Origin of the sequence: Streptomyces sp. M92, from assembly GCF_028473745.1 — a bacterium.
Taxonomy (GTDB): domain Bacteria; phylum Actinomycetota; class Actinomycetes; order Streptomycetales; family Streptomycetaceae; genus Streptomyces.
In genome coordinates this window covers 1,225,752-1,251,303 of the sequence record NZ_CP101137.1, presented here as the reverse complement: position 1 = coordinate 1,251,303, position 25,552 = coordinate 1,225,752, and the positions used below count along the sequence as shown (strand labels likewise).

Genomic DNA, 25,552 nt, shown 5'->3' with positions numbered 1-25,552 from the left:
GTGACCGACGTGCTTCCCCAGCCACAGCAAGTGTCGCCCCAGGAGGGCGCGTTCTTCGATCTCCGTCCGGACACCCGGCTGGTGGCCGATGACGGCGCCGAACGCACCGAGCGCTGGCTGCGTGCCACGCTGGGCGCGGCCACCGGCCTGCCGCTGGCTCCCGGAGCGGGCGGCGGCGCCACCGTACGGCTGGCCCTCGACGCCGCACTGCCCGACGAGGGCTACCGCCTCGACGTCGCACCGACGGGCGTGCGGCTCACGGGCGGTGACCCGGCCGGTCTCTTCTGGGGCGCCCAGACGCTGCGGCAACTGCTCGGCCCGGACGCCTTCCGGCGCGCCCCGCTGCCCGGCCGCCGGTGGCGGCTGCCGGCGGTCCGGATCGAGGACGCCCCCCGCTTCCGCTGGCGCGGCCTGATGCTGGACGTCGCCCGGCACTTCATGCCCAAGGAAGGCGTCCTGCGCTACCTGGACCTGATGGCGGCCCACAAACTCAACGTGCTGCATTTCCACCTGACGGACGATCAGGGCTGGCGGGTCGAGATCAAACGGCACCCCAGGCTCACCGAGATCGGCTCCTGGCGTTCGCGCACCAAATTCGGTCACCGCGCGTCACCCTTGTGGGAGGACAAACCCCACGGCGGCCACTACACCCAGGACGACATCCGGGAGATCGTCGCCTACGCCGCCGAGCGCCACATCACCGTCGTCCCCGAGATCGACGTACCGGGGCACTCGCAGGCCGCCATCGCCGCGTATCCGGAACTCGGCAACACGGACGTCGTCGACACCACCGCGCTCTCCGTCTGGGACACCTGGGGCGTCTCCCCGAACGTACTCGCCCCCACCGAGGAAACCCTGCGCTTCTACGAGGGTGTCCTCGAGGAACTCCTGGAGCTTTTCCCCTCCGAGTTCGTCCACATCGGCGGCGACGAATGCCCCAAGGACCAATGGCGCCGTTCGGCCACCGCGCAGGCCCGCATCCGGGAACTCGCGCTCGCCGACGAGGACGAACTTCAGGCCTGGTTCATCCAGCACTTCGACACCTGGCTCGCCGAACGCGGACGCCGGCTCATCGGCTGGGACGAGATCCTGGAGGGCGGACTGGCCAAGGGCGCGGCCGTGTCCTCCTGGCGCGGGTACGCGGGCGGGATCGCCGCCGCGCGCGCGGGACACGACGTGGTGATGTGCCCCGAGCAGCAGGTGTACCTCGACCACCGGCAGCACGCCGGCGAGGACGAGCCCGTGCCGATCGGCTTCGTGCGCACCCTGGAGGACGTCTACCGGTTCGAGCCGGTTCCGCCGGAGCTGACTCCGGACGAGGGCGAACGCGTGATCGGTACCCAGGCGAACGTGTGGACCGAGGTGATGGAGAACCAGCAGCGGGTGGACTACCAGGTGTTCCCCCGGCTCGCCGCGTTCGCCGAGGTCTCCTGGAGCGCCCTGCCCGCCCCGGCCGAACGGGACTTCACCGCCTTCGAGCGGCGGATGGCCGCCCACTACCGCCGACTTGACGCCCTGGGCGTCGCCTACCGGCCGCCCGGCGGCCCGCTGCCCTGGCAGCGGCGGCCCGGCGTCCTGGGCCGGCCGATCGACGGACCGCCGCCGAACAAGTAGGACTTCCCGCTCCTTTCCTCCCCTTCCCGCCTCTTACCGTCCACCTCCGGTGCTTGCCCGATGTTCGTAGAAGGTGTGCGAAAACGGGTTATCCCACCGCCGAGGTGGGCGAATGCCTCCTAGCGGACCCCCGCGTTCGGGCCCTGCGAAGATGTGCCAGAGTTGCCACGTCCGCCCTGTGAGGTCGTACGGTACGGCCACATGGGCGGGACCAGGTGGGACAGCGGGAAGGGGCAGTCGGTTTGACCACGCACGCACCGCAGGCGGCGCAGGCCGTCACGCTGCCCACAACACTGGACGAGGCCGTGGCGGCACTGGCCGCCATGCCCGCCGCCGTGCCGGTCGCGGGCGGCACCGACCTGATGACCGCCGTCAACTCCGGCCAGCTCAGGCCCGCCGCGCTGGTGGGTCTCGGCCGGATCAGCGAGATCCGCGGCTGGCAGTACCAGGACGGACACGCCCTGCTCGGCACGGGGCTCACGCACGCCCGCATGGGCCGCCCCGACTTCGCCGCGCTCATCCCGGCGCTCGCGGCCGCCGCGCGCGCCGCCGGACCGCCGCAGATCCGCAACGCCGGCACCCTCGGCGGCAACATCGCCTCCGCCGCCCCCACCGGGGACGCGCTGCCGGTGCTGGCCGCCCTGGAGGCGACGCTGATCATCGCGGGCGCGGACGGCGCCCGCCGGGAGATGCCGGTCTCCCACCTGCTGGCCGGCATGGAGATGCTCCGCGCGGGCGAGCTCATCGGCTACGTGCGCGTGCCGCTGCTGCACGCCCCGCAGGTCTTCCTGAAGGCGACCGGCCGCACCGGCCCGGGCCGCGCGGCGGCCTCCGTCGCGCTGGTCCTCGACCCCGCCCGGCGCGGGGTGCGGTGCGCCGTCGGCGCCATCGCGCCGATGCCGCTGCGGCCCCTGGAGGCCGAGGAGTGGGTGGCCTCGCTCATCGACTGGGACAACGGCCGCGCGATCGTCCCGGAGGCGCTGCACGCCTTCGGCGAGTACGTCGCCGCCGCCTGCATCCCCGACGCGGCCCCGGCGGAGGACGGCTCCCTGCCGCAGCTGCCGCCCGCCGTACTGCACCTGCGGCGCACCGTCGCCGCGCTGGCCCGACGAGCACTGGGGAGGGCGCTGTCGTGACCGACGACCAGCACGGCGATCAGCACGGAGGGGGCACGCCCCCGAGCGGGGGCCGCTGGAACCCGCTGCCCCAGGGCGACTACGACGACGGCGCCACCGCCTTCGTGAAGCTCCCCGAGGGCGGTGTGGACGCGCTCCTGGCCTCCGCCGACAGCCCGCTCGCCGCTCCCGGCCACGGCTACGTGCCGCCGCAGATCACGGTGGCGCCCGCCACCACCGCCGGCACCGACCCGGCGGCCACCGGTACCTGGGCGATGCCGGCCGCGCCCGTGGACGGCACCCAGTGGCACGCCCCGGGCACCGGTCAGGAGCCCGCGGACCCGCACGGGCAGCCGTACGGCGAGTACGCGCAGCAGGCCCCCTACGGCGGGGCGGCACCGTACGACGACGGTGCCGGGCAGGGCGACCGGTTCGCCTACCGGCCCCAGACCACCGGCCAGTGGGACTTCTCGGAGGCCGCGGCCGGCACCGGAGCCGGGACGGCGGAGGGCGCGGCGCCCGAGTCCGGTACGTCCGGTACGGCGCCCGGCCAGGACGTGACCGGCCAGTGGTCCATTCCCGTCGCCGGCGGCGACCTTCCGGACGAGTCGGGCGAGTTCACCCAGTCGTCCCTGGCCGAGCAGTGGGGCGGCACCGCACCGGCCACCCTGCCCGGCGGGGCTCCCGCGCCCTGGGCGACCCAGTCGCCCGGACAGCCGTGGGGCGACCGCGCGGTCACGCCCGCGCCGGGCACCGGGGAGCGGGCGGCCGAGGCGGCCCCGCCCGCGGCTCCCGGGACCGTGGACGACACGGCGTCGACCGGCGAGTACCGGGCGCACGACTTCCGGGGCCCCGACCCCCAGGAGCACGACGGCTTCCAGGAGCACGACGGACTCCGGGAGCAGGAGCACGGCGAGTACCAGGAGCACGGCGAGTACCAGCGGTCCGACGATCCTCAGGGGGCCGGTGAGGCCGCTGAGGGCCCCGCAGAGGGCCCGGCGCGCACTGCCGACGGTCCCGGCCCGGAACCGGTGCCGGAGCCCGCTGAGGCGCCCGCGACGGCCCCCGCGCCCGAAGCCCCCGAGGGGGAGCGGCCCCCGGTCTCCGGGCCGGAGCGGGACCTCCACCCCGGGGACGGTGCGGAAGCAGGGCGTGAGGCGGATCCCGCTCGGGCACCCCAAGCCGTGCGGGCGCCGGAAGCCGAGGCACCGCAGCTCCCGCGGGAATCCGCCGACGTCCGTCCGCCGGGTCACGCGGCCGTGCCCGACGCGGCACCCGAGGCGCACCCCGGCGACGACGACCGGCCCCACCCGACCGACGAGGACGCCGACCCGACCGCCCCGGCCACTGAGGCCGACGCGACGGACCCGGCCGAGCCGGGCCCCGGCGGTCAGCAGGGCCCTTCCGGCCCCTCCGGCCCGAACGAGGAACACCCCCTCGCCTCCTACGTCCTGCGCGTCAACGGCACCGACCGGCCCGTCACCGACGCCTGGATCGGCGAGTCGCTGCTGTACGTGCTGCGCGAGCGGCTCGGCCTCGCGGGCGCCAAGGACGGCTGCTCGCAGGGCGAGTGCGGCGCCTGCAACGTGCAGGTCGACGGACGGCTGGTCGCCTCCTGCCTGGTACCGGCCGTGACCTCGGCCGGCAGCGAGGTGCGCACGGTCGAGGGCCTGGCCGCCGACGGCCGGCCCTCCGACGTGCAGCGGGCGCTCGCCCGCCGCGGCGCCGTGCAGTGCGGCTTCTGCGTGCCCGGCATGGCGATGACCGTGCACAACCTCCTGGAGGGCAACCCGGCGCCGACCGAACTGGAAGCCCGGCAGGCGCTCTGCGGCAACCTGTGCCGCTGCTCCGGCTACCGGGGTGTCCTGGAGGCGGTCAAGGAGGTCGTCGCCGAACGCGAGGCGCACGCCGCCGAGGCGCCCGAGGCGGACGCCGAGGAGCCACACATCCCGCACCAGGCGGGGCCGGGCGCGGGCGGCGTCAGCCCGACGGCCTTCGAACCGCACGACCAGCCCTACGGTGACCAGCCCCACGGCCAGGACGGAGGCCACGCGTGAGCAACGACACCGCGACTGCGGAGGCCGAGGGAACCACGGAGACCGCCCCCGCCCCCGAGCCGATCCCGCACGGCATCGGCGCCTCCCTGCCGCCCGCCGACGCCCGCGCCAAGACAGAGGGCACCTTCCCGTACGCCGCCGACCTGTGGGCTGAGGGCCTGCTGTGGGCGGCCGTACTGCGCTCCCCGCACGCGCACGCGCGCATCGTGTCCATCGACACCACCCACGCGCGCGACATGCCCGGCGTACGGGCGGTCGTCACGCACGAGGACGTGCCCGGTGCCCCGCTGCACGGACGCGGTTCCCGGGCCGACCGGCCGGTGTTCGCCGCCGAGGTCGTACGCCACCACGGCGAGCCCATCGCCGCCGTCGCCGCCGACCACCCGGACACCGCGCGGATGGCCGCCGCCGCCGTCATCGTCGAGTACGAGGTGCTCGACCCGGTCACCGACCCGGAGCAGGCCTTCGAGGCCGAGCCCCTGCACCCCGACGGCAACCTGATCCGGCACATCCCGCTGCGGCACGGCGACCCGGAGGCGGCCGGCGAGGTCGTCGTCGAGGGCCTGTACCGCATCGGCCGTCAGGACCCGGCGCCCATAGGGGCCGAGGCGGGCCTGGCCGTACCGCGTCCCGACGGCGGGGTGGAGCTGTACCTGGCCTCCACCGACCCGCACGGCGACCGCGACACGGCCGCCGACTGCTACGGCCTGTCACCCGAGCAGGTGAAGGTCGTCGTCACCGGGGTGCCCGGCGCCACCGCCGACCGCGAGGACCAGGGCTTCCAGCTGCCGCTCGGCCTGCTGGCGCTGAAGACCGGCTGCCCGGTGAAACTGACCGCCACGCGCGAGGAGTCCTTCCTCGGCCACGTCCACCGCCACCCCACCCTCCTGCGCTACCGCCACCACGCGGACGCCGAGGGCCGGGTCGTCAAGGTCGAGGCCCAGATCCTGCTCGACGCGGGCGCCTACGCCGACACCTCCTCGGACGCCCTGGCCGCCGCGGTGGCCTTCGCCTGCGGCCCGTACGTCGTCCCCAACGCCTTCATCGAGGGCTGGGCGGTACGCACCAACAACCCGCCCTCCGGCCACGTGCGCGGCGAGGGCGCCATGCAGGTGTGCGCCGCCTACGAGGCGCAGATGGACAAGATCGCCAAGAAGCTCGGTCTGGACCCGGCCGAGGTGCGGCTGCGCAACGTCCTGGCCACCGGCGACGTCCTCCCCACCGGCCAGACGGTCACCTGCCCGGCACCCGTCGCCGAACTCCTCCAGGCGGTGCGCGACTTCCCGCTCCCCGCCCTCCCCAAGGACACGCCCGAGGACGAGTGGCTGCTGCCCGGCGGCCCCGAGGGCGCCGGCGAACCGGGCGCTGTGCGCCGGGGCGTCGGCTACGGCATCGGCATGGTGCACATGCTCGGCGCGGAGGGCGCCGACGAGGTCTCCACGGCCACCGTGAAGGTCCAGGACGGCGTGGCGACGGTGCTGTGCGCGGCCGTCGAGACCGGTCAGGGCTTCACCACGCTCGCCCGGCAGATCGTGCAGGAGACCCTCGGCGTCGACGAGGTGCGCGTGGCGCCCGTGGACACCGACCAGCCCCCGGCCGGCGCCGGCTGCCGCGGCCGCCACACCTGGGTGTCGGGCGGCGCGGTGGAACGGGCGGCCAAGATGGTCCGCACCCAGCTCCTCCAGCCCCTGGCCCACCAGTTCGGCATGTCCACCGAACTGCTCCAGATCGCCGACGGCAAGATCACCTCGTACGACGGCGTGCTGTCGACCACCGTCGCCGAGACGCTGGAGGGCAAGGAGCTGTGGGCCACCGCCCAGTGCCGCCCGCACCCGACCGAACCCCTGGACGAGACCGGCCAGGGCGACGCCTTCGTCGGCATGGCCTTCTGCGCGATCCGCGCGGTGGTCGACGTCGACATCGAGATCGGCTCGGTGCGCGTCGTGGAACTGGCCGTCGCCCAGGACGTCGGCCGGGTCCTGAACCCGGCCCAGCTCAGCGCCCGGATCGAGGCGGGCGTCACCCAGGGCGTCGGCATCGCGCTCACCGAGAACCTCCGCACGCCCCGCGGCCTGATCCGCCACCCCGACCTCACCGGCTACGCCCTCCCGACGGCGCTCGACGCCCCCGACATCCGGATCGTGAAGCTCGTCGAGGAGCGTGACGTGGTCGCCCCCTTCGGCGCGAAGGCCGTCAGCGCGGTACCCGTGGTCGCCTCCCCGGCCGCCGTCGCCTCCGCGGTGCGCGCGGCCACGGGCCGCCCGGTCAACCGCCTCCCGATCCGGCCGCAGGCCGCGGTGGTGACGGGAAACTGAGCCGCCCGCACGCGTGAGGCAACGCGCGCGGCGCGGGGCGCGTCTGTACGGGAGACGGGCGCGACCGGTGTGCCGGGCCGTTGTCAGTGGTGCCCCCTAGGCTGCGAAGCGGTGGGGGACGGCTGAGGCTCCCACCGCACGGAGCGCGCTCACGCACACCCGGGGGAGAAGATGCACGAGGTCACCACGGACACGGCGGACACGACGACGCGGACGCCCGCGCGCGTGCCGCTGTTCTGGACGTCGGCGGCGGTGATCGGCTGCCTGCTGGTGTCCGCGGGCCGCCGTACGGTCTCCGGTCTCGCCCTGGACCTGTCCTACCGCGTGCTGACCGGCGAGTTCGGCCGGGACCGCGTGGCCCGGTACGAGGACATCGACTTCCCGCCGGCCCTCACCCACGAGCCCACCCGCCGCTTCCTGAGCGAGACGGGCCTGCCGGAGAACGCGTTCCCGCTCGCGGCGGACGACGACGGGATACCGCTGCCGACCCTGGCGGAGCACTACGGCGACGGGACCCCGGGCGAGGCGGCCGCCCAGCTGGTCCGGCTCGGCGGGCTGCCCGACGGCAGCGACGTGGTGGTGGACGGCCCGACCGGCACGGTCCTGACCTGGCACCCGTCCGACACGAGCCTGCGCCCGCTCACCCCGGACCTCTCGACACTCGTCTTCACGCTGTGGCTGCTGCGCCGCGCGGGCGCGGTGGAGGCGTAACGACGGCGGTCGTACGACCAAGGTCCCGGTCCCGTGCCGCCTCCCGACAGGGGTCAAAGCGCACTTCGGCCCTTACTCTGGCGACCATGACCGTCCCTGAGCCCCGCGACACCGATGTCGCCGTCCCCGACCCGGCCCCCGTCGGCCCCACGCCGCCCGCCGAGACCGTGCTGAGCCGCACCTACCGTGCCCTGAGCATCGGCATCGTCTCCGTCATCGTGCTGATCGCCTTCGAGGCGACCGCGGTGGGGACGGCGATGCCGGTGGCGGCGCGGGAACTGGACGGGGTGTCGCTGTACGCCTTCGCGTTCTCGGGGTACTTCACGACCAGCCTCTTCGGGATGGTGCTCTCGGGCCAGTGGTCGGACCGGCGGGGGCCGCTGGCGCCGCTGACGAGCGGGATCGCGGCCTTCGCGGTGGGGCTGGTGCTGTCCGGCACGGCCGGGGCGATGTGGCTGTTCATCCTCGGGCGGGCCGTGCAGGGGCTCGGCGGCGGGCTGGTGATCGTCGCCCTGTACGTGGTCGTGGGGCGGGCCTACCCGGAGCGGCTGCGGCCCGCGATCATGGCGGCGTTCGCGGCGGGCTGGGTCGTCCCGTCGATCGTCGGCCCGCTCGCGTCCGGCGCGGTCACCGAGCACCTGGGCTGGCGCTGGGTGTTCGTCGGCATCCCGGTGCTGGTCGTGCTCCCGCTGGCCCTCGCGCTGCCGCAGATACGCAGCCGAGCCTCCGGCCCGGTGGGCGGCGGCGCGGGCTCCCAGGGCTCCCCCGACTCCTCCGACTCCCCGGGCTCCTTCGACCGCCGCAGGATCCGGCTCGCCCTCGCCATCTCGCTGGGCGCGGGTCTGCTCCAGTACGCCGCCCAGGACCTGCGCGCGCTTTCCCTGCTGCCCGGCGCGGTGGGCGTGGCGCTGCTCGTCCCGGCCGTCCTCGGACTCCTGCCGCGCGGCACCTACCGGGCGGTACGCGGCCTGCCCTCCGTCGTCCTGCTGCGCGGCGTCGCCGCCGGGTCCTTCATCGCCGCCGAGTCCTTCGTCCCGCTGATGCTGGTCACCCAGCGCGGCCTCAGCCCCACCCTCGCCGGGCTCTCCCTCGCCGCGGGCGGCGCGACCTGGGCCGCGGGCTCCTGGCTCCAGTCCCGCCCCCGCCTCGAACCCCACCGCGAACGCCTGATGACCCTCGGCATGACCCTGGTGGCGGCGGCCATCGCGACCGCGCCCAGCGTGCTGATCGACGCCGTACCCGCCTGGACGGTGGCCGTCGCCTGGGGCTTCGGCTGCTTCGGCATGGGTCTGGTGATCTCCTCCACCAGCGTCCTCCTGCTCAAGCTCTCCGCCCCCGAGGAGGCCGGCAGCAACTCCGCCGCGCTCCAGATCTCCGACGGCCTCTCCAACGTCGTCCTGCTGTCGGTCGGCGGAGCGGCCTTCGCCGCCCTCGGCGGCGGCACCGTCAGCCACGCGGCCACCGAGGCCACCGGCTCCCACCCGGCCGCCTTCGCGGCGGTCTTCCTGCCCATGGCGGCGGTGGCGCTGGTGGGGGCCTGGGTTGCGACGCGGGTGCGGGAGAAGTGAGTGCCGTGCGGCGTGCGGGGCGGCTGTGACGTCCGTCCCACCCGGGGGTGACCCGCCCCGCCGCGGACGCCGCTCGCCCCGGGGCGCCGGTAGGGTGGCCCGGTTGTCATACGTGGCCGAGCCGTTCTACCCCCTTCGGAGACCGTGACTACCACCGCCAGCTCCAGCACCTCGCACCACCTCTCCCCGGCCTTCCCCGGCCGTGCCCCGTGGGGCACCGCCAGCAAGCTGCGGGCCTGGCAGCAGGGGGCGATGGAGAAGTACCTCCAGGAGCAGCCCCGGGACTTCCTCGCGGTCGCCACCCCCGGCGCCGGCAAGACGACCTTCGCGCTGACGCTGGCGTCCTGGCTGCTGCACCACCACGTCGTGCAGCAGGTCACCGTCGTCGCGCCCACCGAGCACCTGAAGAAGCAGTGGGCGGAAGCCGCGGCCCGCATAGGGATCAAGCTCGACCCGGAGTACAGCGCGGGCCCGCTCAGCCGCGAGTACCACGGCATCGCCATCACCTACGCCGGCGTCGGCGTGCGCCCGATGCTGCACCGCAACCGCTCCGAGCAGCGCAAGACCCTCGTGATCCTGGACGAGATCCACCACGCCGGTGACTCCAAGTCCTGGGGCGAGGCCTGCCTGGAGGCCTTCGAACCGGCCACCCGGCGCCTCGCGCTCACCGGCACGCCCTTCCGCTCGGACACCAACCCCATCCCCTTCGTCGCGTACGAGGAGGGCAACGACGGCATCCGCCGCTCCGCCGCCGACTACACCTACGGTTACGGCTCCGCGCTCGCCGACGGCGTCGTCCGCCCCGTGATCTTCATGAGCTACAGCGGCAACATGCGCTGGCGCACCAAGGCCGGCGACGAGATCGCCGCCCGGCTCGGCGAGCCCATGACCAAGGACGCCGTCAGCCAGGCCTGGCGCACCGCGCTCGACCCGCGCGGCGAGTGGATGCCGGCCGTGCTGCGCGCCGCCGACCAGCGGCTGACCGAGGTCCGGAAGGCCATCCCGGACGCGGGTGCCCTCGTCATCGCCGCCGACCAGGACTCCGCCCGCGCCTACGCCAAGCTGATCCGCGAGATCACCGGCAGCAAGGCCACCGTCGTCCTCTCCGACGACGTGGGCGCCTCGAAGAACATCGACACGTTCAGCCAGAGCACCGACCGCTGGATGGTCGCCGTCCGCATGGTGTCCGAGGGCGTCGACGTGCCGCGCCTCGCGGTCGGCGTCTACGCGACCACCATCTCCACGCCCCTGTTCTTCGCCCAGGCCGTCGGCCGCTTCGTACGGTCCCGGCGGCGCGGCGAGACCGCCTCCGTCTTCCTGCCGACCGTGCCCGACCTGCTCACCTTCGCCAACGAGATGGAGCGCGAGCGCGACCACGTCCTCGACCGGCCCAAGAAGGAAGGCGAGGAGGACCCCTACGCCGAGTCCGAGAAGGAGATGGACGAGGCGAACCGGGAGCAGGACGAGGACACCGGCGAGCAGGAGCAGTTCTCCTTCGAGGCGCTGGAGTCCGAGGCCACCTTCGACCGGGTCATGTACAACGGCGCCGAGTTCGGCATGCAGGCCCACCCGGGCAGCGAGGAGGAGCAGGACTACCTCGGCATTCCGGGGCTGCTGGAGCCCGACCAGGTGCAGCTGCTGCTCCAGAAGCGGCAGGCCCGGCAGATCGCGCACAGCCGCAAGAAGCCCGACGACGAGGCCGACCTGCTCGAACTGCCCGCCGAACGGCGGCCGGTGGTCTCCCACAAGGAGCTGATGGAGCTGCGCAAGCAGCTCAACACCATGGTCGGCGCCTACGTCCACCAGAGCGGCAAGCCGCACGGCGTGATCCACACCGAGCTGCGCCGCGTGTGCGGCGGCCCGGCCAGCGCCGAGGCCACCGCCGGGCAGCTGCGCCAGCGCATCGCCAAGGTGCAGGAGTGGGCCACCCGCATGAAGTGACGGGCGGTGTGCGGGAGGCGTTCCGCGTGTGCCGAACGTACCGGGACAAACGCAGCCAGTCCACGCCGGTCTCCGCCCGGATTCTGGACGGAGCCTTCCGCTGAGCGGACCTGGTCGCTACTGTCCCGCTACGCACACGCCCCGTGGCAGCGCCGCCGCGGAGCGCAGCCGTGAAGCGACTGGGCCGGGCACAGGGCCGGGCCGTCAGCCGATCGGCGGCCTCTGAAGCGCGTCACTGACGGGACTCGGTGACGCATCCGCCGCGAGGGGGCCGCCGCCTCACCACTAAGGAGTGGGCGTCGTGACCGCGGAGACCTCTCAGACGCTCGACCGGGGCCTGCGGGTCCTCAAGCTGCTGGCCGATACGGACCACGGGCTGACCGTCACCGAGCTTTCCCACAAACTGGGCGTGAACCGGACTGTCGTGTACCGGTTGCTCGCAACGCTGGAGCAGCACGCACTCGTACGCCGTGACCTGGGCGGACGCGCCCGGGTCGGTCTCGGTGTGCTGGGGCTCGGCCGCCAGGTGCACCCACTGGTGCGCGAGGCGGCGATGCCGGCGCTGCGGTCGCTGGCCGAGGACATCGGGGCGACGGCCCATCTGACACTGGTGGACGGGGCGGAGGCGCTGGCCGTGGCCGTCGTCGAGCCGACCTGGACGGACTACCACGTGGCCTACCGGGCCGGCTTCCGGCACCCGCTGGAGCGGGGGGCCGCGGGCAAGGCGATCCTCTCCGCGCGGCAGCATATGCAGCCCGCCGAGGAGGGGGAGTGGCCCGGCTACGCCCTCACCCAGGGGGAACTGGAGGCCGGCGCCTGCGGGGCGGCGGCGCCGCTGCTCGGGGTGACGGGGGTGGAGGGCAGCGTGGGTGTGGTGATGCTGTCGGAGGTGGTGCCCGAGCGGGTGGGGGCGCGGGTGATGGACGCGGCGAGGGAAGTGGCGGAGGCATTGCGATGACGTGCCTTGCTTGTGCGGCCGCGTAGGTCCGGGCCGGGGGGTGGGTCGCGCGGCTCGGCGCTGCCGGGGTGCCTCCCCCGCGCTCGGCTTCTCCCCCGCGCTCGGCTTCGTTCGCGCGGGAGGGGCCTCGTGAGCGGGAGGTGCCACCACCGCCCACCCTCCCCCACGCTCGGCTTCGCTCGCGCGGGAGGTGCCCCCACCGCCCTGGGGACACCTCCCAGGCCGTTCAGGCACTGGGGGGAGGCACGACTGCCCGCAGTTGGGGGGCGACGGCTGCCCGCCCCCTGCGCGGCAGCGCCCTCGCGTTAGATTGACTCCGTGCTCTCTCGTCTCACGCGCCCCCAGGCCCTCGCCGTCTGTGCTCTGCCCGTCGTGGCGCTGCTCGCCACCGCGGTCCTCGCGCCGCTGCCCTTCTCCGTGGCGCAGCCGGGGCTGACGGCCGACGTGCTCGGTGAGAACCGGGGCGAGCCGGTGATCACGGTCAAGGGCGCGCCGACGCACGAGACCAGCGGCCAGCTGCGGATGACGACCATCGAGGCGACCGGCCCGGACGCGAGCGTCCACCTGGGTGACGTGCTCGGCGGCTGGTTCGACACCGACCGGGCCGTGATGCCCCGCGACGCCGTCTACCCGAGCGGCGACGACGTCCAGGAGATCGAGCGGTACAACGAGGAGCAGATGCGGGAGTCCCAGGACACCGCGACCACCGCCGCCCTGGACCACCTGAACCTCGACCCGGCGGACGTCGAGGTGGACCTGCGCCTGGAGGACGTCGGCGGCCCCAGCGCCGGCCTGCTGTTCTCCCTCGGCATCATCGACAAGCTGGCCGCCGGCGACCTCACCGGCGGCAAGGTCGTCGCCGGCACCGGCACCATCACCCCCGGCGGAAAGGTCGGCCCCGTGGGCGGCGTACCGCTGAAGACGCAGGCCGCCCGACGCGACGGGGCCACCGTCTTCCTCGTACCGAAGGCGGAGTGCTCGGACGCGCGGGCCGAGCTGCCGAAGGGGCTCCGGCTGATCCCCGTGACCACCCTCGACGGCGCGGTCGACGCGCTCGATGCCCTGCGCTCGGGCAAGGGCGAGGTCCCCGCCTGCTGAGCGGCGTGCGCCGTGGGGCGTTTCAGCCCTCCTTCACGAAGCCCTTCTCGACCATCCAGTCCAGCGCGACCTGGTGCGGGTCCTGACCGTCCACGTCGACCCTCGCGTTCAGGTCCCGCGCGACGTCGTTGTCGAGCGCCTCGGTCACCGGCGCGAGCACCGACGCGATCGCCGGCCACTTCTTCAGGGTGTCGGTGCGGACCATCGGGGCGGCGTTGTAGTTCGGGAAGAACTTCTTGTCGTCCTCCATCACCACCAGGTCCATCGACTTGATCCGCCCGTCGGTGGTGTACACCTCGCCGTAGGTGCAGGCGCCGTCGGCGGTCTGGGTGTAGATGATCCCGGTGTCCATCTCCGTGATGTTCCCGGCCGGGATGTCCATCCCGTACGCCTTCTCCATGCCCGGCAGCCCGTCCGCGCGGTTGGCGAACTCGACCTCCACGCACAGCGTCACCGCGCCCGGGTCGGTCCTCGACAGCTCGGCCACCTCGGACAGCGTGTCGGTGCCGTACTTCTCGTGGTTGGCCTGGTTCATGGCCAGCGCGTAGGTGTTGTTCAGTTCGGCCGGCGGCAGCCAGGTCAGCCCGTTCTTCAGGTCCTCCTTCCGCACCGCCTCCCACTGCTCGTGCGGGTCGGCGATGGGCTCGCTGTGCCCCAGGTACGTGATCCAGGCGGTGCCGGTGTACTCGTAGGTGGCGTCCGCGTCGCCGTTCTCCACCGCCGCCCGGGTGCCCACCGAGCCCTGGATGCCGGTGCGGTCCAGGACCTCCGCGCCCGCCGCCTGGAAGGCGATCCCCATGATCGCGCCGAGCACGAGCTGCTCGGTGAACTGCTTGGACACCACGGTCAGGTCGGCGCCCTCCAGCGGCCGGCCCTTCCCGATGGTGCCGGGCTCCACGTCGTCGACCATGGGGGAGCCGCTGGTCAGTCCGCAGCCGGAGGCCGCCACCAGCAGCGCCGCCGTCAGCAGCCACGTACGGCGTCGCCCGCCTCCGGTACCGGGTCGCGCGCTCATGTCCGCACCTCCAGGCCCCGGGGCCGCAGCAGCAGTTCGGCGAGCGAGGCCAGCCAGTCCACCAGCAGCGCCAGGGCCACCGTGAGGATCGAGCCGAGCACCAGCACCGGCATCCGCTGGCTGGTGATGCCGGTGGTGATCAGCACGCCCAGGCCGCCGCCCCCGCCGAAGACGGCCAGCGTCGCCGTGCCGACGTTGAGGACGAGGGCGGTGCGCACCCCGGCCAGGATCAGCGGGACGGCCAGCGGCAGCTCCACCCGGGTCAGCACACCCAGCGGGGACATGCCGATGCCGCGGGCCGCCTCCAGCAGCGTCGGGTCGTTGGCCTTCAGGCCCGCGATGGTGTTGGAGAGCACCGGCAGGACGGCGTAGATGATGATGCCGATCAGGGCGGCGCGGCGACCGATGCCCAGCCAGATCACCAGCAGCGCCAGCAGGCCGATCGCCGGGGTCGCCTGGCCCATGTTGGCGAAGGCCATCGCCACCGGGGTCGCCTTCCGGAACATCCGGCGGGTGAGCAGGATGCCCAGCGGGATGGCGATGATCAGTACGAAGAAGGTGGAGATCACGGTCAGCTGCACGTGCTGCCACAGCGCCTTGGTGACCTGGCCGTCGGAGAGCGCGTTGCGGCTGAGCGCGTCCAGGTCGGCCTGCCGGAACCACAGCCAGGTCGCCAGCAGCACGGCCACCAGGAGCGCGGGCAGGAAGGTCAGCTTCCGCCAGCCCACCCGCCGCCTGGTCGCCGCCGGGGACGGGGGAGGAGGCTCGTCCTCGTACTCGTCCCGGTCCGCTTCGTCATAGGCCGGTTCGTCGGTCCCGGGCCCTCGGCCGGACGTACTCACGCCTTCGCCTCCCCTCCGAAGCCCTCCTGCTCCGCGTGGGTCTGTCCGGCCCGTGTCTCCTCCAGGTCGTGCTGGTGCTCCAGCGCGTCCAGCCGGTCGGCCTCCAGCAGCTCGTGCACGGAGTTCAGCAGCGTCTCCATGTCGACGACGCCCTCGTACTCGCCGCGCCGCCCGGTGACCGCCACCCGTCCCGTGTTGTCGGTGAGCACCGCTTCCAGCGCGTCCCGCAGGGTCGCGTCCCGGGTCACCGTGTCGTGGACCAGCGTCCCGGCCCGCGCCAGCGAGCCCTTGGCCCGCATCAGGTCGCCGCGCCTGAGCCACTTGTAGGGCCGGCGGCGCCGGTCGAGGAGCAGGATCTCGTTGGTGCCGGCCGCCCGGAGCTGGTTGAAGATGTGCTGGAGCGGGTCCTCGACGGTCACCGTCGGGTAGTCGGTGATGCCGACGTCCCGCACGCGGGTCAGGTTCAGCCGCTTCAGGGCCGCCCCGGCGCCCACGAAGCCGGAGACGAAGTCGTCCGCCGGGTTGGTGAGGATGGCCTCGGGGGTGTCGAACTGCGCGATGTGGGAGCGTTCGCGCAGCACCGCGATCCGGTCCCCCAGTTTGATCGCCTCGTCGAAGTCGTGGGTGACGAAGACGATCGTCTTGTGCAGCTCGTGCTGGAGCCGGATCAGCTCGTCCTGGAGGTGGTCCCGCGTGATCGGGTCGACCGCGCCGAACGGCTCGTCCATCAGCAGCACCGGCGGATCGGCGGCCAGCGCCCGTGCCACGCCCACCCGCTGCTGCTGCCCGCCGGACAGCTGGCGAGGGTACCGGTTGTGGAACTCCCCGGCGTCGAGACCGACCAGATCGAGCATCTCCTCCACCCGCGATCTGATCCGCGCCTTCGACCAGCCGGTCATCTTCGGTACGAGCGCGATGTTCTGGGCGACGGTCATGTGCGGGAAGAGGCCGGAGGACTGGATCGCGTAACCGACCTTGCGGCGCAGCTTCACCGGATCGATGTCGGTGACGTCCTCGCCGTCGATGCGGATGCGGCCGCCGCTGGGCTCGATCAGCCGGTTGATCATCTTGAGGGTGGTGGACTTCCCGCAGCCCGAGGGGCCGACGAAGACGACCGTCTCACCCGCCTGGATCTGCATCGACACGTTCTCGACGGCCGGCTGCGGATTGCCCGGGTAGCGCTTGGTGAGCGACTCCAGCTCGATGGTCGCCCCGGTGGCAGTGGCGTGACCGTTCTCAGACACGGATCCCCCTCGGGATGGTCAGCCGTCCCAGCAGGACGTACGCGGCGTCGAACAGCAGCGCCAGGACGATGATCCCGAGCGTGCCCGCGAGCACCAGGTTGAGCGCGTTCTTGCTGCCCAGCGAGGCGATCCCGCGGAAGATCTCGTTGCCGAGGCCCGGCCCGGAGGCGTAGGCGGCGATGGCGGCGATGCCCATCAGCATCTGGGTGGAGACCCGGATGCCGGTGAGGATCGGCGGCCAGGCCAGCGGCAGCTCCACCCGCAGCAGCCGGGCCGCACGCGACATGCCGATGCCCTTGGCCGCGTCCACCAGCGCCGGGTCGACCCCGCGCAGGCCGACGATCGAGTTCCGCACGATCGGCAGCAGCCCGTACAGCGTCAGCGCCGTCACCGTCGGCGGCACGCCGAGGCCCACGATCGGGATGAGCAGACCGATCATGGCCAGCGACGGGATGGTCAGGATGGTCGAGGTGCCCAGCGTCGCCAGGTTCCCCGCCCACTCGCTGCGGTACGTGAGGACGCCGATCAGCACGCCGATCAGGGTCGCCACGACCATGCACTGGAAGACGGCGCTGGCGTGCTGGTAGGCGTCGGCGAGCAGCTGCTGGTGGCGGCTGCCCAGGAACTCCCAGAAGTTCACGCCCGCTCACCTCCGGGAACGTCGGACCGGTCTCAGTCGCGTCTGCCGCTGTCCCGGGCCGCCTGCTCCACCAGCGGGATGACCCGCAGCGGAACGGGGTTCTCCATGACGATCGCCGTGGCGGCCCGGACGATGCCATCAAAACCGACAACCCGGTCGATCACCCGCTGGAGATCGGCGTTCGAGCGGGCCACCAGCCGGCACAGCATGTCCCCGGTACCGGTCGTGGTGTGCAGCTCCAGCACCTCGGGCACGGTCGTCAAGTGCGCCCGTACGTCGGCCCCTTGACCCTGCCGGATCTCCAGCGTCGCGAACGCGGTCACCGGGTAGCCGAGCGCCGCCGGGTCCACCTCGGGACCGAATCCGCGGATGACTCCGTTCGACTGAAGCCGGTCCAGGCGCGCCTGCACCGTGCCCCGCGCCACCCCCAGCCGCCGGGACATCTCCAGCACCCCGATCCGCGGCTCGCGGGCCAGCAGCCCGATGATCCGCCCGTCCAGCCGGTCTATGCCCATCCCGCACCCCTTCAGGCTGGTCATCCTGTACAGATCGACCGCACTCACCGCCGTATCACTGGTCAGGTTGCCCAGTGAACGCGCAAACTATTGCGCACCTTGCAGACGCGGGAGACCCTGCGGCTATGACGCAGACCACACACCACACTCCCGACACCGCCCGGCAGGCCGACCCCTTCCCGGTCAAGGGAATGGACGCGGTCGTCTTCGCCGTGGGCAACGCCAAGCAGGCCGCGCACTACTACTCCACGGCCTTCGGCATGAAGCTGGTCGCCTACTCCGGACCGGAGAACGGCAGCCGCGAGACCGCCAGCTACGTCCTGGAGAACGGCTCCGCCCGGTTCGTCTTCACCTCGGTGATCAAGCCCGCCACGGAGTGGGGCGAGTTCCTCGCCAAGCACGTGGCCGAGCACGGCGACGGCGTCGTCGACCTCGCCATCGAGGTCCCGGACGCGCGCGCCGCCCACGCCTACGCCGTCGAGCACGGCGCCCGCTCGATCGCGGAGCCGTACGAGGTCAAGGACGAGCACGGCACCGTCGTCCTCGCCGCCATCGCCACCTACGGCGAGACCCGCCACACCCTGGTGGAGCGCACCGGTTACGACGGCCCCTACCTGCCCGGCTACGCCGCCGCCGAGCCGATGGTCGAGCCGCCCGCGCAGCGCACCTTCCAGGCCGTGGACCACTGCGTCGGCAACGTCGAGCTGGGCCGCATGAACGAGTGGGTCGGCTTCTACAACAAGGTCATGGGCTTCACGAACATGAAGGAGTTCGTGGGCGACGACATCGCCACCGAGTACAGCGCGCTGATGTCGAAGGTCGTGGCCGACGGCACCCTCAAGGTGAAGTTCCCGATCAACGAGCCCGCCGTCGCCAAGAAGAAGTCCCAGATCGACGAGTACCTGGAGTTCTACGGCGGCGCCGGCGTCCAGCACATCGCGCTGAACACCAACGACATCGTGCAGACCGTCCGCACCATGAAGGCGAACGGCGTCCAGTTCCTGGACACCCCCGACTCGTACTACGACACGCTCGGCGAGTGGGCCGGCGAGACCCGCGTCCCCGTCGAGACGCTGCGCGAGCTGAAGATCCTCGTCGACCGCGACGAGGACGGCTACCTGCTGCAGATCTTCACCAAGCCGGTCCAGGACCGCCCGACCGTCTTCTTCGAGATGATCGAACGGCACGGCTCCATGGGCTTCGGCAAGGGCAACTTCAAGGCCCTGTTCGAAGCGATCGAGCGCGAGCAGGAGAAGCGCGGCAACCTCTGACACCGGCCTTTGCACGGCAGATCTCAGCCGGGCGGGTCCTCCACGGAGGGCTCGCCCAGCGCCGCCAGCGCCCGCTTCGCCTCGGGCACCCGCAGCGGCGAGAAGTACGGGTTGATCATCAGCGCCTCCCGCAGATGCCGCCGCGCGGGCCCGTACCGCTCCAGCTCCCGCTCGATCACGCCCCGGTGGAAGACGTACAGCGCGCTGCGCACCCCGCCGCCCTTGTCGCCCTCCGTGGCGATGGCCGCGAACTCCAGCGCCTCCTCGTGCTCACCGGTGCGGTGCAGCGCCCAGCCCAGCGCGTCGGCCACCGCGATCGCCGGCTGCCGTCCCCACTCCTCCCTCAGCAGCCGCACCGCCCGGGCCGGGTCCCCGTGGTCCGCCTCGAACCGGCCGAGCAGCAGCCGCTCGTCCGCCCCGGCCGCCTCCGCCTCCCGCACCCGCTTCCGCAGCAGGTCGTACTGCACCCGCGCGGCCTGCCCGAGCCCCAGCGACTCGTACAGCTCGCCCAGCTCCAGCGCGTACTCGGGTTCCGGCCGCTTGGCCAGCGCCGCCTGGTACGCCGACAGCGCGTCCGTCGTCCGGCCCAGCGCCGCCAGCACCCGCCCCTGCCCGGCCTGCGCCGCCCGCTGGTCCGGGTCGGTGCGCAGCGCCTCCTCGAAGAACCGCAGCGCCTCCTCCCGCTCCCCGCGCTCGAACGCCAGCCGCCCGGCCTGCTCCAGGTACGCCGCCCGCTCCGCCGGCGCCTCGGCGGCCGCCGCCGCGTCGGAGATCCGGGCCTGCGCGTCCTCCCGCCAGCCCCGGTTCCGGTAGACCGCCGCCGCCCGCGCCCCCGTCGCCGGCGCGTCGGGCCGCAGCTCCTTCAGCTTCTCCAGGGCCCGCCCCACCCCCTTGTCGTCGCCGAGCCCGGTGTACGCGTCGATCAGCACCGCGTGCGCCGTCCACCGCTTCGGCGCCGCCTTCACCGCGCTCTCGCCCCACTTCTTCGCCGCCGGGAAGTCCCGCCGCGCCACCGCCAGCGCCGCCAGCCCCTCCAGCGCCCGCGGATCGCGCTCCGCCCCGACCTTCAGCGACGTGCGCAGCGCCTTCTCGGCCTTCGCCCACATCGCCACGTCCGCCGTACGCCGCCCCTGCTCGACGTAGGCCGCGCCCAGCACCGCCCACGACGCCCCGTCCAGCGGCCGCGCCCGCAGATGCCGCTCCCGGTCGCCGATCAGCACGGCCAGGTCCGGCAGCGCGGCCGGCACCCCCGTGGTCACCGCACCACGCGCCAGCGCCGCGGGACCCGGCGCGGGCGGGGAGGCGTCGCCCCCGTCCCACGGCAGCAGCACCAGCACCCCGCCGAGTACGGCGGCCCCGGCGACGGAGGCGATCAGCACCCGGTTCCGGCGGCCGGAGCGCCGCCAGCGTTCGATCTCCATGGCGCCTACTGTGCGCCCGTACGACAAGCACACCGCGGCTTGCGCCGGGTGCCGTCGACGGGGTTCACACCGATGGCCCCGGGTGCGAACCTCTGATCATGAGCCGTATCGAAGCGCCTCGCGACGAAGACGACGCAGCCCGCGAGTCCGGCGCGGCCCCGGCGGCCGTCAGCCCCCTCGTCGAGCGGCTGCTCGCCGGACTGCCCGCCGAGTCCGTCCTCACCGACCCCGACGTCACCGCCTCCTACGCCAACGACATGGCGAGCTTCTGCCCGGCCGGCGCCCCCGCCGCGGTCGTCCTGGCACGCACCGTGGAGGACGTCCAGCACGTCATGCGCACCGCCACCGAGCTGCGCGTCCCGGTCGTCCCGCAGGGCGCCCGCACCGGCCTGTCCGGCGGCGCCAACGCCACCGACGGCTGCGTGGTCCTCTCGCTGACCAAGATGGACCGCATCCTGGAGATCAATCCGGTCGACCGCGTCGCCGTCGTCGAACCGGGCGTCGTCAACGCCACGCTCTCCCGCGCGGTGAACGAACACGGCCTGTACTACCCGCCCGACCCCTCCAGCTGGGAGATGTGCACCATCGGCGGCAACATCGGCACCGCCTCCGGCGGCCTGTGCTGCGTCAAGTACGGGGTCACCGCCGAGTACGTCCTCGGCCTCGACGTCGTCCTCGCCGACGGCCGCCTGATGTCCACCGGCCGCCGCACCGCCAAGGGCGTCGCCGGGTACGACCTCACCCGTCTCTTCGTCGGCTCCGAGGGCTCGCTGGGCATCGTCGTACGGGCGGTGCTCGCCCTGCGACCCCAGCCCCCCGAGCAGCTGGTGCTGGCCGCCGAGTTCTCCTCCGCATCCGCCGCCTGCGACGCGATCTGCAAGATCATGGAGGGCGGGCACGTGCCGTCCCTCCTCGAACTGATGGACCGCACCACCGTCAAGGCGGTCAACGACCTCGCCCACATGGGTCTCCCGGAGACCACCGAGGCCCTGCTGCTGGCGGCCTTCGACACCACCGACCCGGCCGCCGACCTCGCCGCCGTGGGCGCCCTGTGCGAGACCGCGGGCGCCACGCAGGTCGTCCCCGCAGACGACGCCGCCGAGTCGGAACTGCTGCTCCAGGCGCGCCGCCTGTCCCTCACCGCCCTCGAAGCGGTCAAGGGCACCACGATGATCGACGACGTGTGCGTGCCCCGGTCGAGGCTCGGCGACATGCTGGAGGGCATCGAGCGCATCGCCGCCGAGTACGACCTGACCATCGGCGTCTGCGCCCACGCGGGCGACGGCAACACCCACCCCACGGTCTGCTTCGACGCCCGGGACCCCGACGAGTCCCGCCGGGCCCGCGAGTCCTTCGACGAGATCATGGGCCTCGGCCTGGAACTCGGCGGCACCATCACGGGCGAACACGGCGTGGGCGTACTGAAGAAGGAGTGGCTGGCGCGGGAGATCGGCCCGGTGGGGCTGGAGATGCAGCGGGCCGTCAAGCAGGTCTTCGACCCGCTGGGCATCCTCAACCCGGGCAAGCTCTTCTGACGCCTGCCGTTCACCGGGCCAGCAGCTCGGCCAGCCCGTCGTCGAGGCCGAGCTGCCCGGCCTCGGCGCCCGGCGGCACCGCCCGCAGCGTCCGCTCCAGCCACGCCGACACCTGAGCCGACGGCGCCTCCAGCAGGGCGTCACCGTCGGGGCTGCTCAGCGCCATCAGCACGACGCTGCGGCCGTCCGCCTTCGACGGCCACACCCGCACGTCCCCGTGCCCGCACGGCCGGAACACCCCTTCCACGAGCAGGTCCCGGGCGAACGTCCAGTGCACCGGGCAGCCGGAGTTGATGTGGAAGGTGACGTGCACGGCGTACGGGTCGTCGGAGTGGTAGGCGAGCCGGGCCGGCACCGGGACGGCGTACTCGGGCGACAGGATGAGCCTCAGTTCCAGCTCGCGTTCCACGGCGACGGGGTGGTTGGGGTGCATGGCGTGGGTCCTCTCTCGTACGGTCCGCACGGGCCGCCTGGAACGGGCCCGCACGAGTGAGAGCGACGTGGGCCGTCAGCGTTACGCGGGTTCGCGGAACTTTTCTCCTCCCCCTCTGTCCCGGGTGTGAAGGTCCATGCACGAGGTTGCCCGGAAAGGAGTGGGTCCGGCGGGACCGGCGGTGCGGATTGCGCCCGTCTGATAGATGTTGAGCCCCCGAACCAACCCCCGAGCAGATACGGGACGACGGACATGAGCGCCCCAACCCCGGCCCCCGGCGACGACAGGCCCCGCGAAGGGTATTACCCGGACCCGTCCATTCCTGGATATGTCCGGTACTGGAACGGCGCCTCCTGGGTGCCGGGCACCAGCCGGCCCGCCCCCAAGGACGGCGAGCCGCTCGCGCCACCGCCCGGCGCACGGCCCTCCGTGGAGGAGACCGGCCCCCACTTCTTCGACGAGGACCCGGTCGAGGAGACGCCGCCCGCCGCCGCGGCCCAGCACGGCAGCCGACCCGAGCCGGCCGCGTCCTGGGTCGCCGACCGCTCCGGTGCGGCGGGCGCACAGGGCTCGTCCGTCGCCTGGCCGGGCCCGGCCCAGGCCACCGACCCGAGGCTCGCGCACGCCCAGGACGCGGCGTCGGCCGCTGGGCCGGCCGGGGGAGCGGGGCCGGACGCCGGTGCCGGCCGCCCGGGGACGGGCTCCGGTGCCGGTTCCGCCGCGGGCGCGGGCTCGGGTATGGGTTCCGCCGCGGGCGCGGGCCCGGGTACGGCTTCCGACGCGGGCGGCGCGGCTCGGGACGGACAGGCCTCCGGCGAGCTCGCCGGTGCCGCGCGGGCCGACGCCCCGGCGGGGTCCGCGTCCGACCGCGGTGAGGCGGAGGCCGAGTCGGGCAACACCTTCGTCTTCCGGCGCCCGACGGCCGGGCCCGGGGCCCGGGGTGCCCAGCCCTCGGACGGCGCCGCCGACGACCAGGGCACGATGACCTTCCGCGCGGTCTCCCCGCGCGCCGGCACCACGGGCGGCCCGGGCTTCGCCGCCGGCAAGGCCACCGAGCCCACGGGCCGCCGCGCCGACGGCCCCCTCCGGCCCCCAGCGGACGGCCGGCCCGGCCGTCCCGCACCAGGCCGCCGCCCCCGCCCCCCAGCAGGCCGCCCCCGCTCCCCAGCAGCCGGCCGCCTCGCCGCCGCAGCCCGCCGCCTCCGCCCCGGTCGCGGCCGGTCCCGGCGGCGGTCAGACCTCCTGGGCGCAGCAGGTGCACCGGCTCGCGGGCGGGGGAAACGAGGGCGAGCAGCCCGTCGCGCCATGGAAGCCGCCGGTGGAGGACGTCTTCCAGGCCGCCGCCCGGCGCCAGGCGGCCGCCCGCCCCGCCGGTCTCGGCAAGCGACTGGCCGCCCGGCTGATCGACACCGTCGTGCTGGGCGCCGTCACCGCCGTGGCCGCCGTACCGCTCGGCATCAAGGCGCTCGACCACGTCAACGGAAAGATCGACGAGGCCAAGCTCTCCGGCGAGACGGTCACGGTCTGGCTGCTCGACGGCACGACGTCCACGTACCTGGGCGTCGTGCTGGCCGTCCTGCTGCTCTTCGGCGGCCTGTACGAGGCACTGCCCACCGCCAAGTGGGGCCGGACCCTGGGCAAGAAGCTGCTCGGCCTGGAGGTACGGGACATCGAGGCCCACGAGCCCCCGTCCCTCGGGGCGGCCCTGCGCCGCTGGCTGGTCTACAGCGTGCCCGGCCTCCTGGCCGTCGGCCTGGTCGGCGTCGTGTGGTGCCTGTTCGACCGGCCTTGGCACCAGTGCTGGCACGACAAGGCCGCGAACACGTTTGTCGCGGGCTGACCTGGCGGGGGGCTTCGTGGTCGGGTGCGGGTGAGTGCGGGCTGGTCGCGCAGTTCCCCGCGCCCCTGAAGGTACGCGCGGTGGACGCGTCCCGAAGGGGCGCGGGGAACCGCGCGAGCAACCACGACGCACCCGCACCCGCCGACGCACAGTCGGTCCCCGCCCCGACGGCGTCGGACCACGTGCCCTCGCTACTCCGGACGGCCGCTCGCCGGATGCGAGGAAAGAGACTCCGGGTTCGACTCGGGACATGAGCAGCGAACCGCCCCCCGGCCCCGGCGGGCAGCCACCGGAAGACGACCCGTTCAGGAAGCGCCCTCCGTCCGACGGAGCGGGTGGCACGGGCTCGCCGTACGACAGTCCGCCCCCGCACGGCAGTACCGGCCAGCCCCCGCCGTACGGCGGCAGCGCACCCCCGCCCCCGGGCGGCGGCGGTCCCTACGGCGCCCCACCCCCCGGCGGCGGTGACCCCTACGGCGGCGGCCCGAACCCCGCCGACCCGCTCGCCGGTATGCCCCCGCTCGCCGACAGCGGCAGACGGGTCCTCGCGAGGATCATCGACATGATTCTCGTCGGCATCGTGGTGTGGCTGCTCAGCTGGGCGTTCAACGTCCAGGAGTACCAGGTGGACGGCGAGGACATCTCGGTCGGCAAGTCGTTCGGGCAGTCACTGATCGCCGCCGTGCTCTACATCGCCTACGACACCTACATGACCGCGAAGACCGGTCAGACCCTGGGCAAGAAGTGGCTCGGCATGCGCGTGGCCGATCTGGACAACGGCGCCACACCCTCGGTGCAGACGTCCCTGATCCGGGCGCTGGTGCTGTGGATCCCGTTCGCCTTCTGCTGCGCCTGCGTCTGGACGGTCATCGCGGGCGGCTGGAGCTTCTTCGACCGGCCCTACAAGCAGGGTCTGCACGACAAGGCGGCCAAGACGGTGGTGGTCAGCACCCGTTGACGGCTGGGGCCTGCCACCCCGGAGACGGCGGCGTCAGGCGGCGCGGTCGCGGGCCGCTTCACCCGCACCCGCGGAGACGCGGGCCCGCACGGGCTCCCGGTCCGCGGCACGCTTCGTGGCCGGCACGACGGTCATCGTGCGCGTCGTCCTGGGCCGGGGGGCCGTCATGGCGACCAGCAGCCCGAGGCCGAGGGCGGCGACGGCGATGACGGCGACTCCGGGACCCGAACTCGTCTGCGACAGCAGCAGCATGGCGAGCGTCGAGAAGATCACGGTGCACGTACCGTAGGCGAACTGTGCGGCAGTCGGACGGGGCATGACCATCGTGTCCTCGGAAGACAATCTGGGGGTGAGACCGGCTGTCGGCCTGGCTTTCCGCCGACTTCCGGGCGTTCCGCCAAGCGACTCTAACCCGCTGTGTGCCCGGGAGGAAACAGTGGTAAGCCCGCCCTGACCGGCGG

Annotated in this window: 20 protein-coding genes and 1 pseudogene; 13 read left to right on the top strand and 8 right to left on the bottom strand. The window is 73.5% G+C overall.

Annotation, left to right across the window (positions count from 1 at the left end; genetic code table 11):
* The 9 genes from M6G08_RS05655 to M6G08_RS05615 all read left to right on the top strand — a co-directional run bounded on the left by M6G08_RS05655 (position 1) and on the right by M6G08_RS05615 (position 13,377).
* Positions 1-1,614: a beta-N-acetylhexosaminidase gene (locus tag M6G08_RS05655; RefSeq protein WP_272586090.1), complete on the top strand. Its 1,614-nt coding sequence runs from the start codon at positions 1-3 to the stop codon at positions 1,612-1,614.
* A 242-nt stretch (positions 1,615-1,856) separates the two neighbouring features.
* Complete coding sequence (locus M6G08_RS05650) at positions 1,857-2,750, top strand: FAD binding domain-containing protein (RefSeq protein WP_272586089.1); 894 nt, start codon at positions 1,857-1,859, stop codon at positions 2,748-2,750.
* Complete coding sequence (locus tag M6G08_RS05645; protein WP_272586088.1) at positions 2,747-4,786, top strand: 2Fe-2S iron-sulfur cluster-binding protein; 2,040 nt, start codon at positions 2,747-2,749, stop codon at positions 4,784-4,786. Before M6G08_RS05650 ends, M6G08_RS05645 begins: the two co-directional genes overlap by 4 nt.
* Positions 4,783-7,101, top strand: coding sequence for a xanthine dehydrogenase family protein molybdopterin-binding subunit (locus M6G08_RS05640; protein WP_272586087.1), 2,319 nt, complete (start codon positions 4,783-4,785; stop codon positions 7,099-7,101). Before M6G08_RS05645 ends, M6G08_RS05640 begins: the two co-directional genes overlap by 4 nt.
* Before the next feature lie 171 nt (positions 7,102-7,272).
* Positions 7,273-7,812: an SUKH-4 family immunity protein gene (locus M6G08_RS05635; protein WP_272586086.1), complete on the top strand. Its 540-nt coding sequence runs from the start codon at positions 7,273-7,275 to the stop codon at positions 7,810-7,812.
* An 86-nt stretch (positions 7,813-7,898) separates the two neighbouring features.
* On the top strand, positions 7,899-9,380 hold the full coding sequence (locus M6G08_RS05630) for an MFS transporter (RefSeq protein ID WP_272586085.1): 1,482 nt from the start codon (positions 7,899-7,901) through the stop codon (positions 9,378-9,380).
* Positions 9,381-9,524: 144 nt separating this feature from the next.
* Complete coding sequence (locus M6G08_RS05625; protein WP_073723639.1) at positions 9,525-11,321, top strand: DEAD/DEAH box helicase; 1,797 nt, start codon at positions 9,525-9,527, stop codon at positions 11,319-11,321.
* A gap of 301 nt (positions 11,322-11,622) precedes the next feature.
* Positions 11,623-12,279, top strand: a complete 657-nt coding sequence (locus M6G08_RS05620) for an IclR family transcriptional regulator (RefSeq protein ID WP_272586084.1) — start codon at positions 11,623-11,625, stop codon at positions 12,277-12,279.
* A 318-nt stretch (positions 12,280-12,597) separates the two neighbouring features.
* Positions 12,598-13,377, top strand: a complete 780-nt coding sequence (locus M6G08_RS05615) for a S16 family serine protease (protein WP_272586083.1) — start codon at positions 12,598-12,600, stop codon at positions 13,375-13,377.
* A gap of 22 nt (positions 13,378-13,399) precedes the next feature.
* On the opposite strand, the gene M6G08_RS05610 is transcribed toward M6G08_RS05615, so the two are convergent.
* The 5 genes from M6G08_RS05610 to M6G08_RS05590 are packed head-to-tail and all read right to left on the bottom strand — an operon-like array spanning position 13,400 to position 17,633.
* A complete protein-coding gene (locus M6G08_RS05610) occupies positions 13,400-14,392 on the bottom strand; it encodes a glycine betaine ABC transporter substrate-binding protein (RefSeq protein WP_272586082.1) in 993 nt (330 codons plus the stop codon).
* Positions 14,389-15,234, bottom strand: a complete 846-nt coding sequence (locus M6G08_RS05605) for an ABC transporter permease (RefSeq protein WP_272586081.1) — start codon at positions 15,232-15,234, stop codon at positions 14,389-14,391. Before M6G08_RS05605 ends, M6G08_RS05610 begins: the two co-directional genes overlap by 4 nt.
* Positions 15,231-16,478, bottom strand: coding sequence for a betaine/proline/choline family ABC transporter ATP-binding protein (locus M6G08_RS05600; RefSeq protein WP_272586080.1), 1,248 nt, complete (start codon positions 16,476-16,478; stop codon positions 15,231-15,233). The genes M6G08_RS05605 and M6G08_RS05600 overlap by 4 nt, the downstream gene beginning before the upstream one ends.
* Positions 16,471-17,118, bottom strand: coding sequence for an ABC transporter permease (locus M6G08_RS05595; RefSeq protein WP_272586079.1), 648 nt, complete (start codon positions 17,116-17,118; stop codon positions 16,471-16,473). The genes M6G08_RS05600 and M6G08_RS05595 overlap by 8 nt, the downstream gene beginning before the upstream one ends.
* A 32-nt stretch (positions 17,119-17,150) precedes the next feature.
* Positions 17,151-17,633, bottom strand: a complete 483-nt coding sequence (locus tag M6G08_RS05590) for an Lrp/AsnC family transcriptional regulator (protein ID WP_272586078.1) — start codon at positions 17,631-17,633, stop codon at positions 17,151-17,153.
* A gap of 125 nt (positions 17,634-17,758) precedes the next feature.
* Here M6G08_RS05590 and hppD point away from each other — a divergent pair, with 125 nt between their 5' ends.
* Positions 17,759-18,904, top strand: coding sequence for a 4-hydroxyphenylpyruvate dioxygenase (gene hppD / locus M6G08_RS05585; RefSeq protein WP_272586077.1), 1,146 nt, complete (start codon positions 17,759-17,761; stop codon positions 18,902-18,904).
* Between the two features lie 23 nt (positions 18,905-18,927).
* On the opposite strand, the gene M6G08_RS05580 is transcribed toward hppD, so the two are convergent.
* Positions 18,928-20,325, bottom strand: a complete 1,398-nt coding sequence (locus M6G08_RS05580) for a tetratricopeptide repeat protein (RefSeq protein ID WP_272586076.1) — start codon at positions 20,323-20,325, stop codon at positions 18,928-18,930.
* 92 nt (positions 20,326-20,417) lie between these two features.
* On the opposite strand from M6G08_RS05580, the gene M6G08_RS05575 reads away from it, so the two are divergent.
* On the top strand, positions 20,418-21,860 hold the full coding sequence (locus tag M6G08_RS05575) for an FAD-binding oxidoreductase (RefSeq protein ID WP_443049006.1): 1,443 nt from the start codon (positions 20,418-20,420) through the stop codon (positions 21,858-21,860).
* A 10-nt stretch (positions 21,861-21,870) separates the two neighbouring features.
* Here the strand turns inward: M6G08_RS05575 and M6G08_RS05570 are convergent, their stop codons facing one another.
* A complete protein-coding gene (locus tag M6G08_RS05570; RefSeq protein ID WP_272586074.1) occupies positions 21,871-22,293 on the bottom strand; it encodes an SsgA family sporulation/cell division regulator in 423 nt (140 codons plus the stop codon).
* A gap of 252 nt (positions 22,294-22,545) precedes the next feature.
* Here M6G08_RS05570 and M6G08_RS05565 point away from each other — a divergent pair.
* Positions 22,546-24,133, top strand: a pseudogene (locus M6G08_RS05565) (RDD family protein).
* Positions 24,134-24,383: 250 nt separating this feature from the next.
* Complete coding sequence (locus M6G08_RS05560; RefSeq protein ID WP_272586073.1) at positions 24,384-25,091, top strand: RDD family protein; 708 nt, start codon at positions 24,384-24,386, stop codon at positions 25,089-25,091.
* A gap of 33 nt (positions 25,092-25,124) precedes the next feature.
* On the opposite strand, the gene M6G08_RS05555 is transcribed toward M6G08_RS05560, so the two are convergent.
* Positions 25,125-25,415, bottom strand: a complete 291-nt coding sequence (locus tag M6G08_RS05555; protein WP_272586072.1) for a hypothetical protein — start codon at positions 25,413-25,415, stop codon at positions 25,125-25,127.
* Between the last annotated feature and the right edge of the window lie 137 nt (positions 25,416-25,552).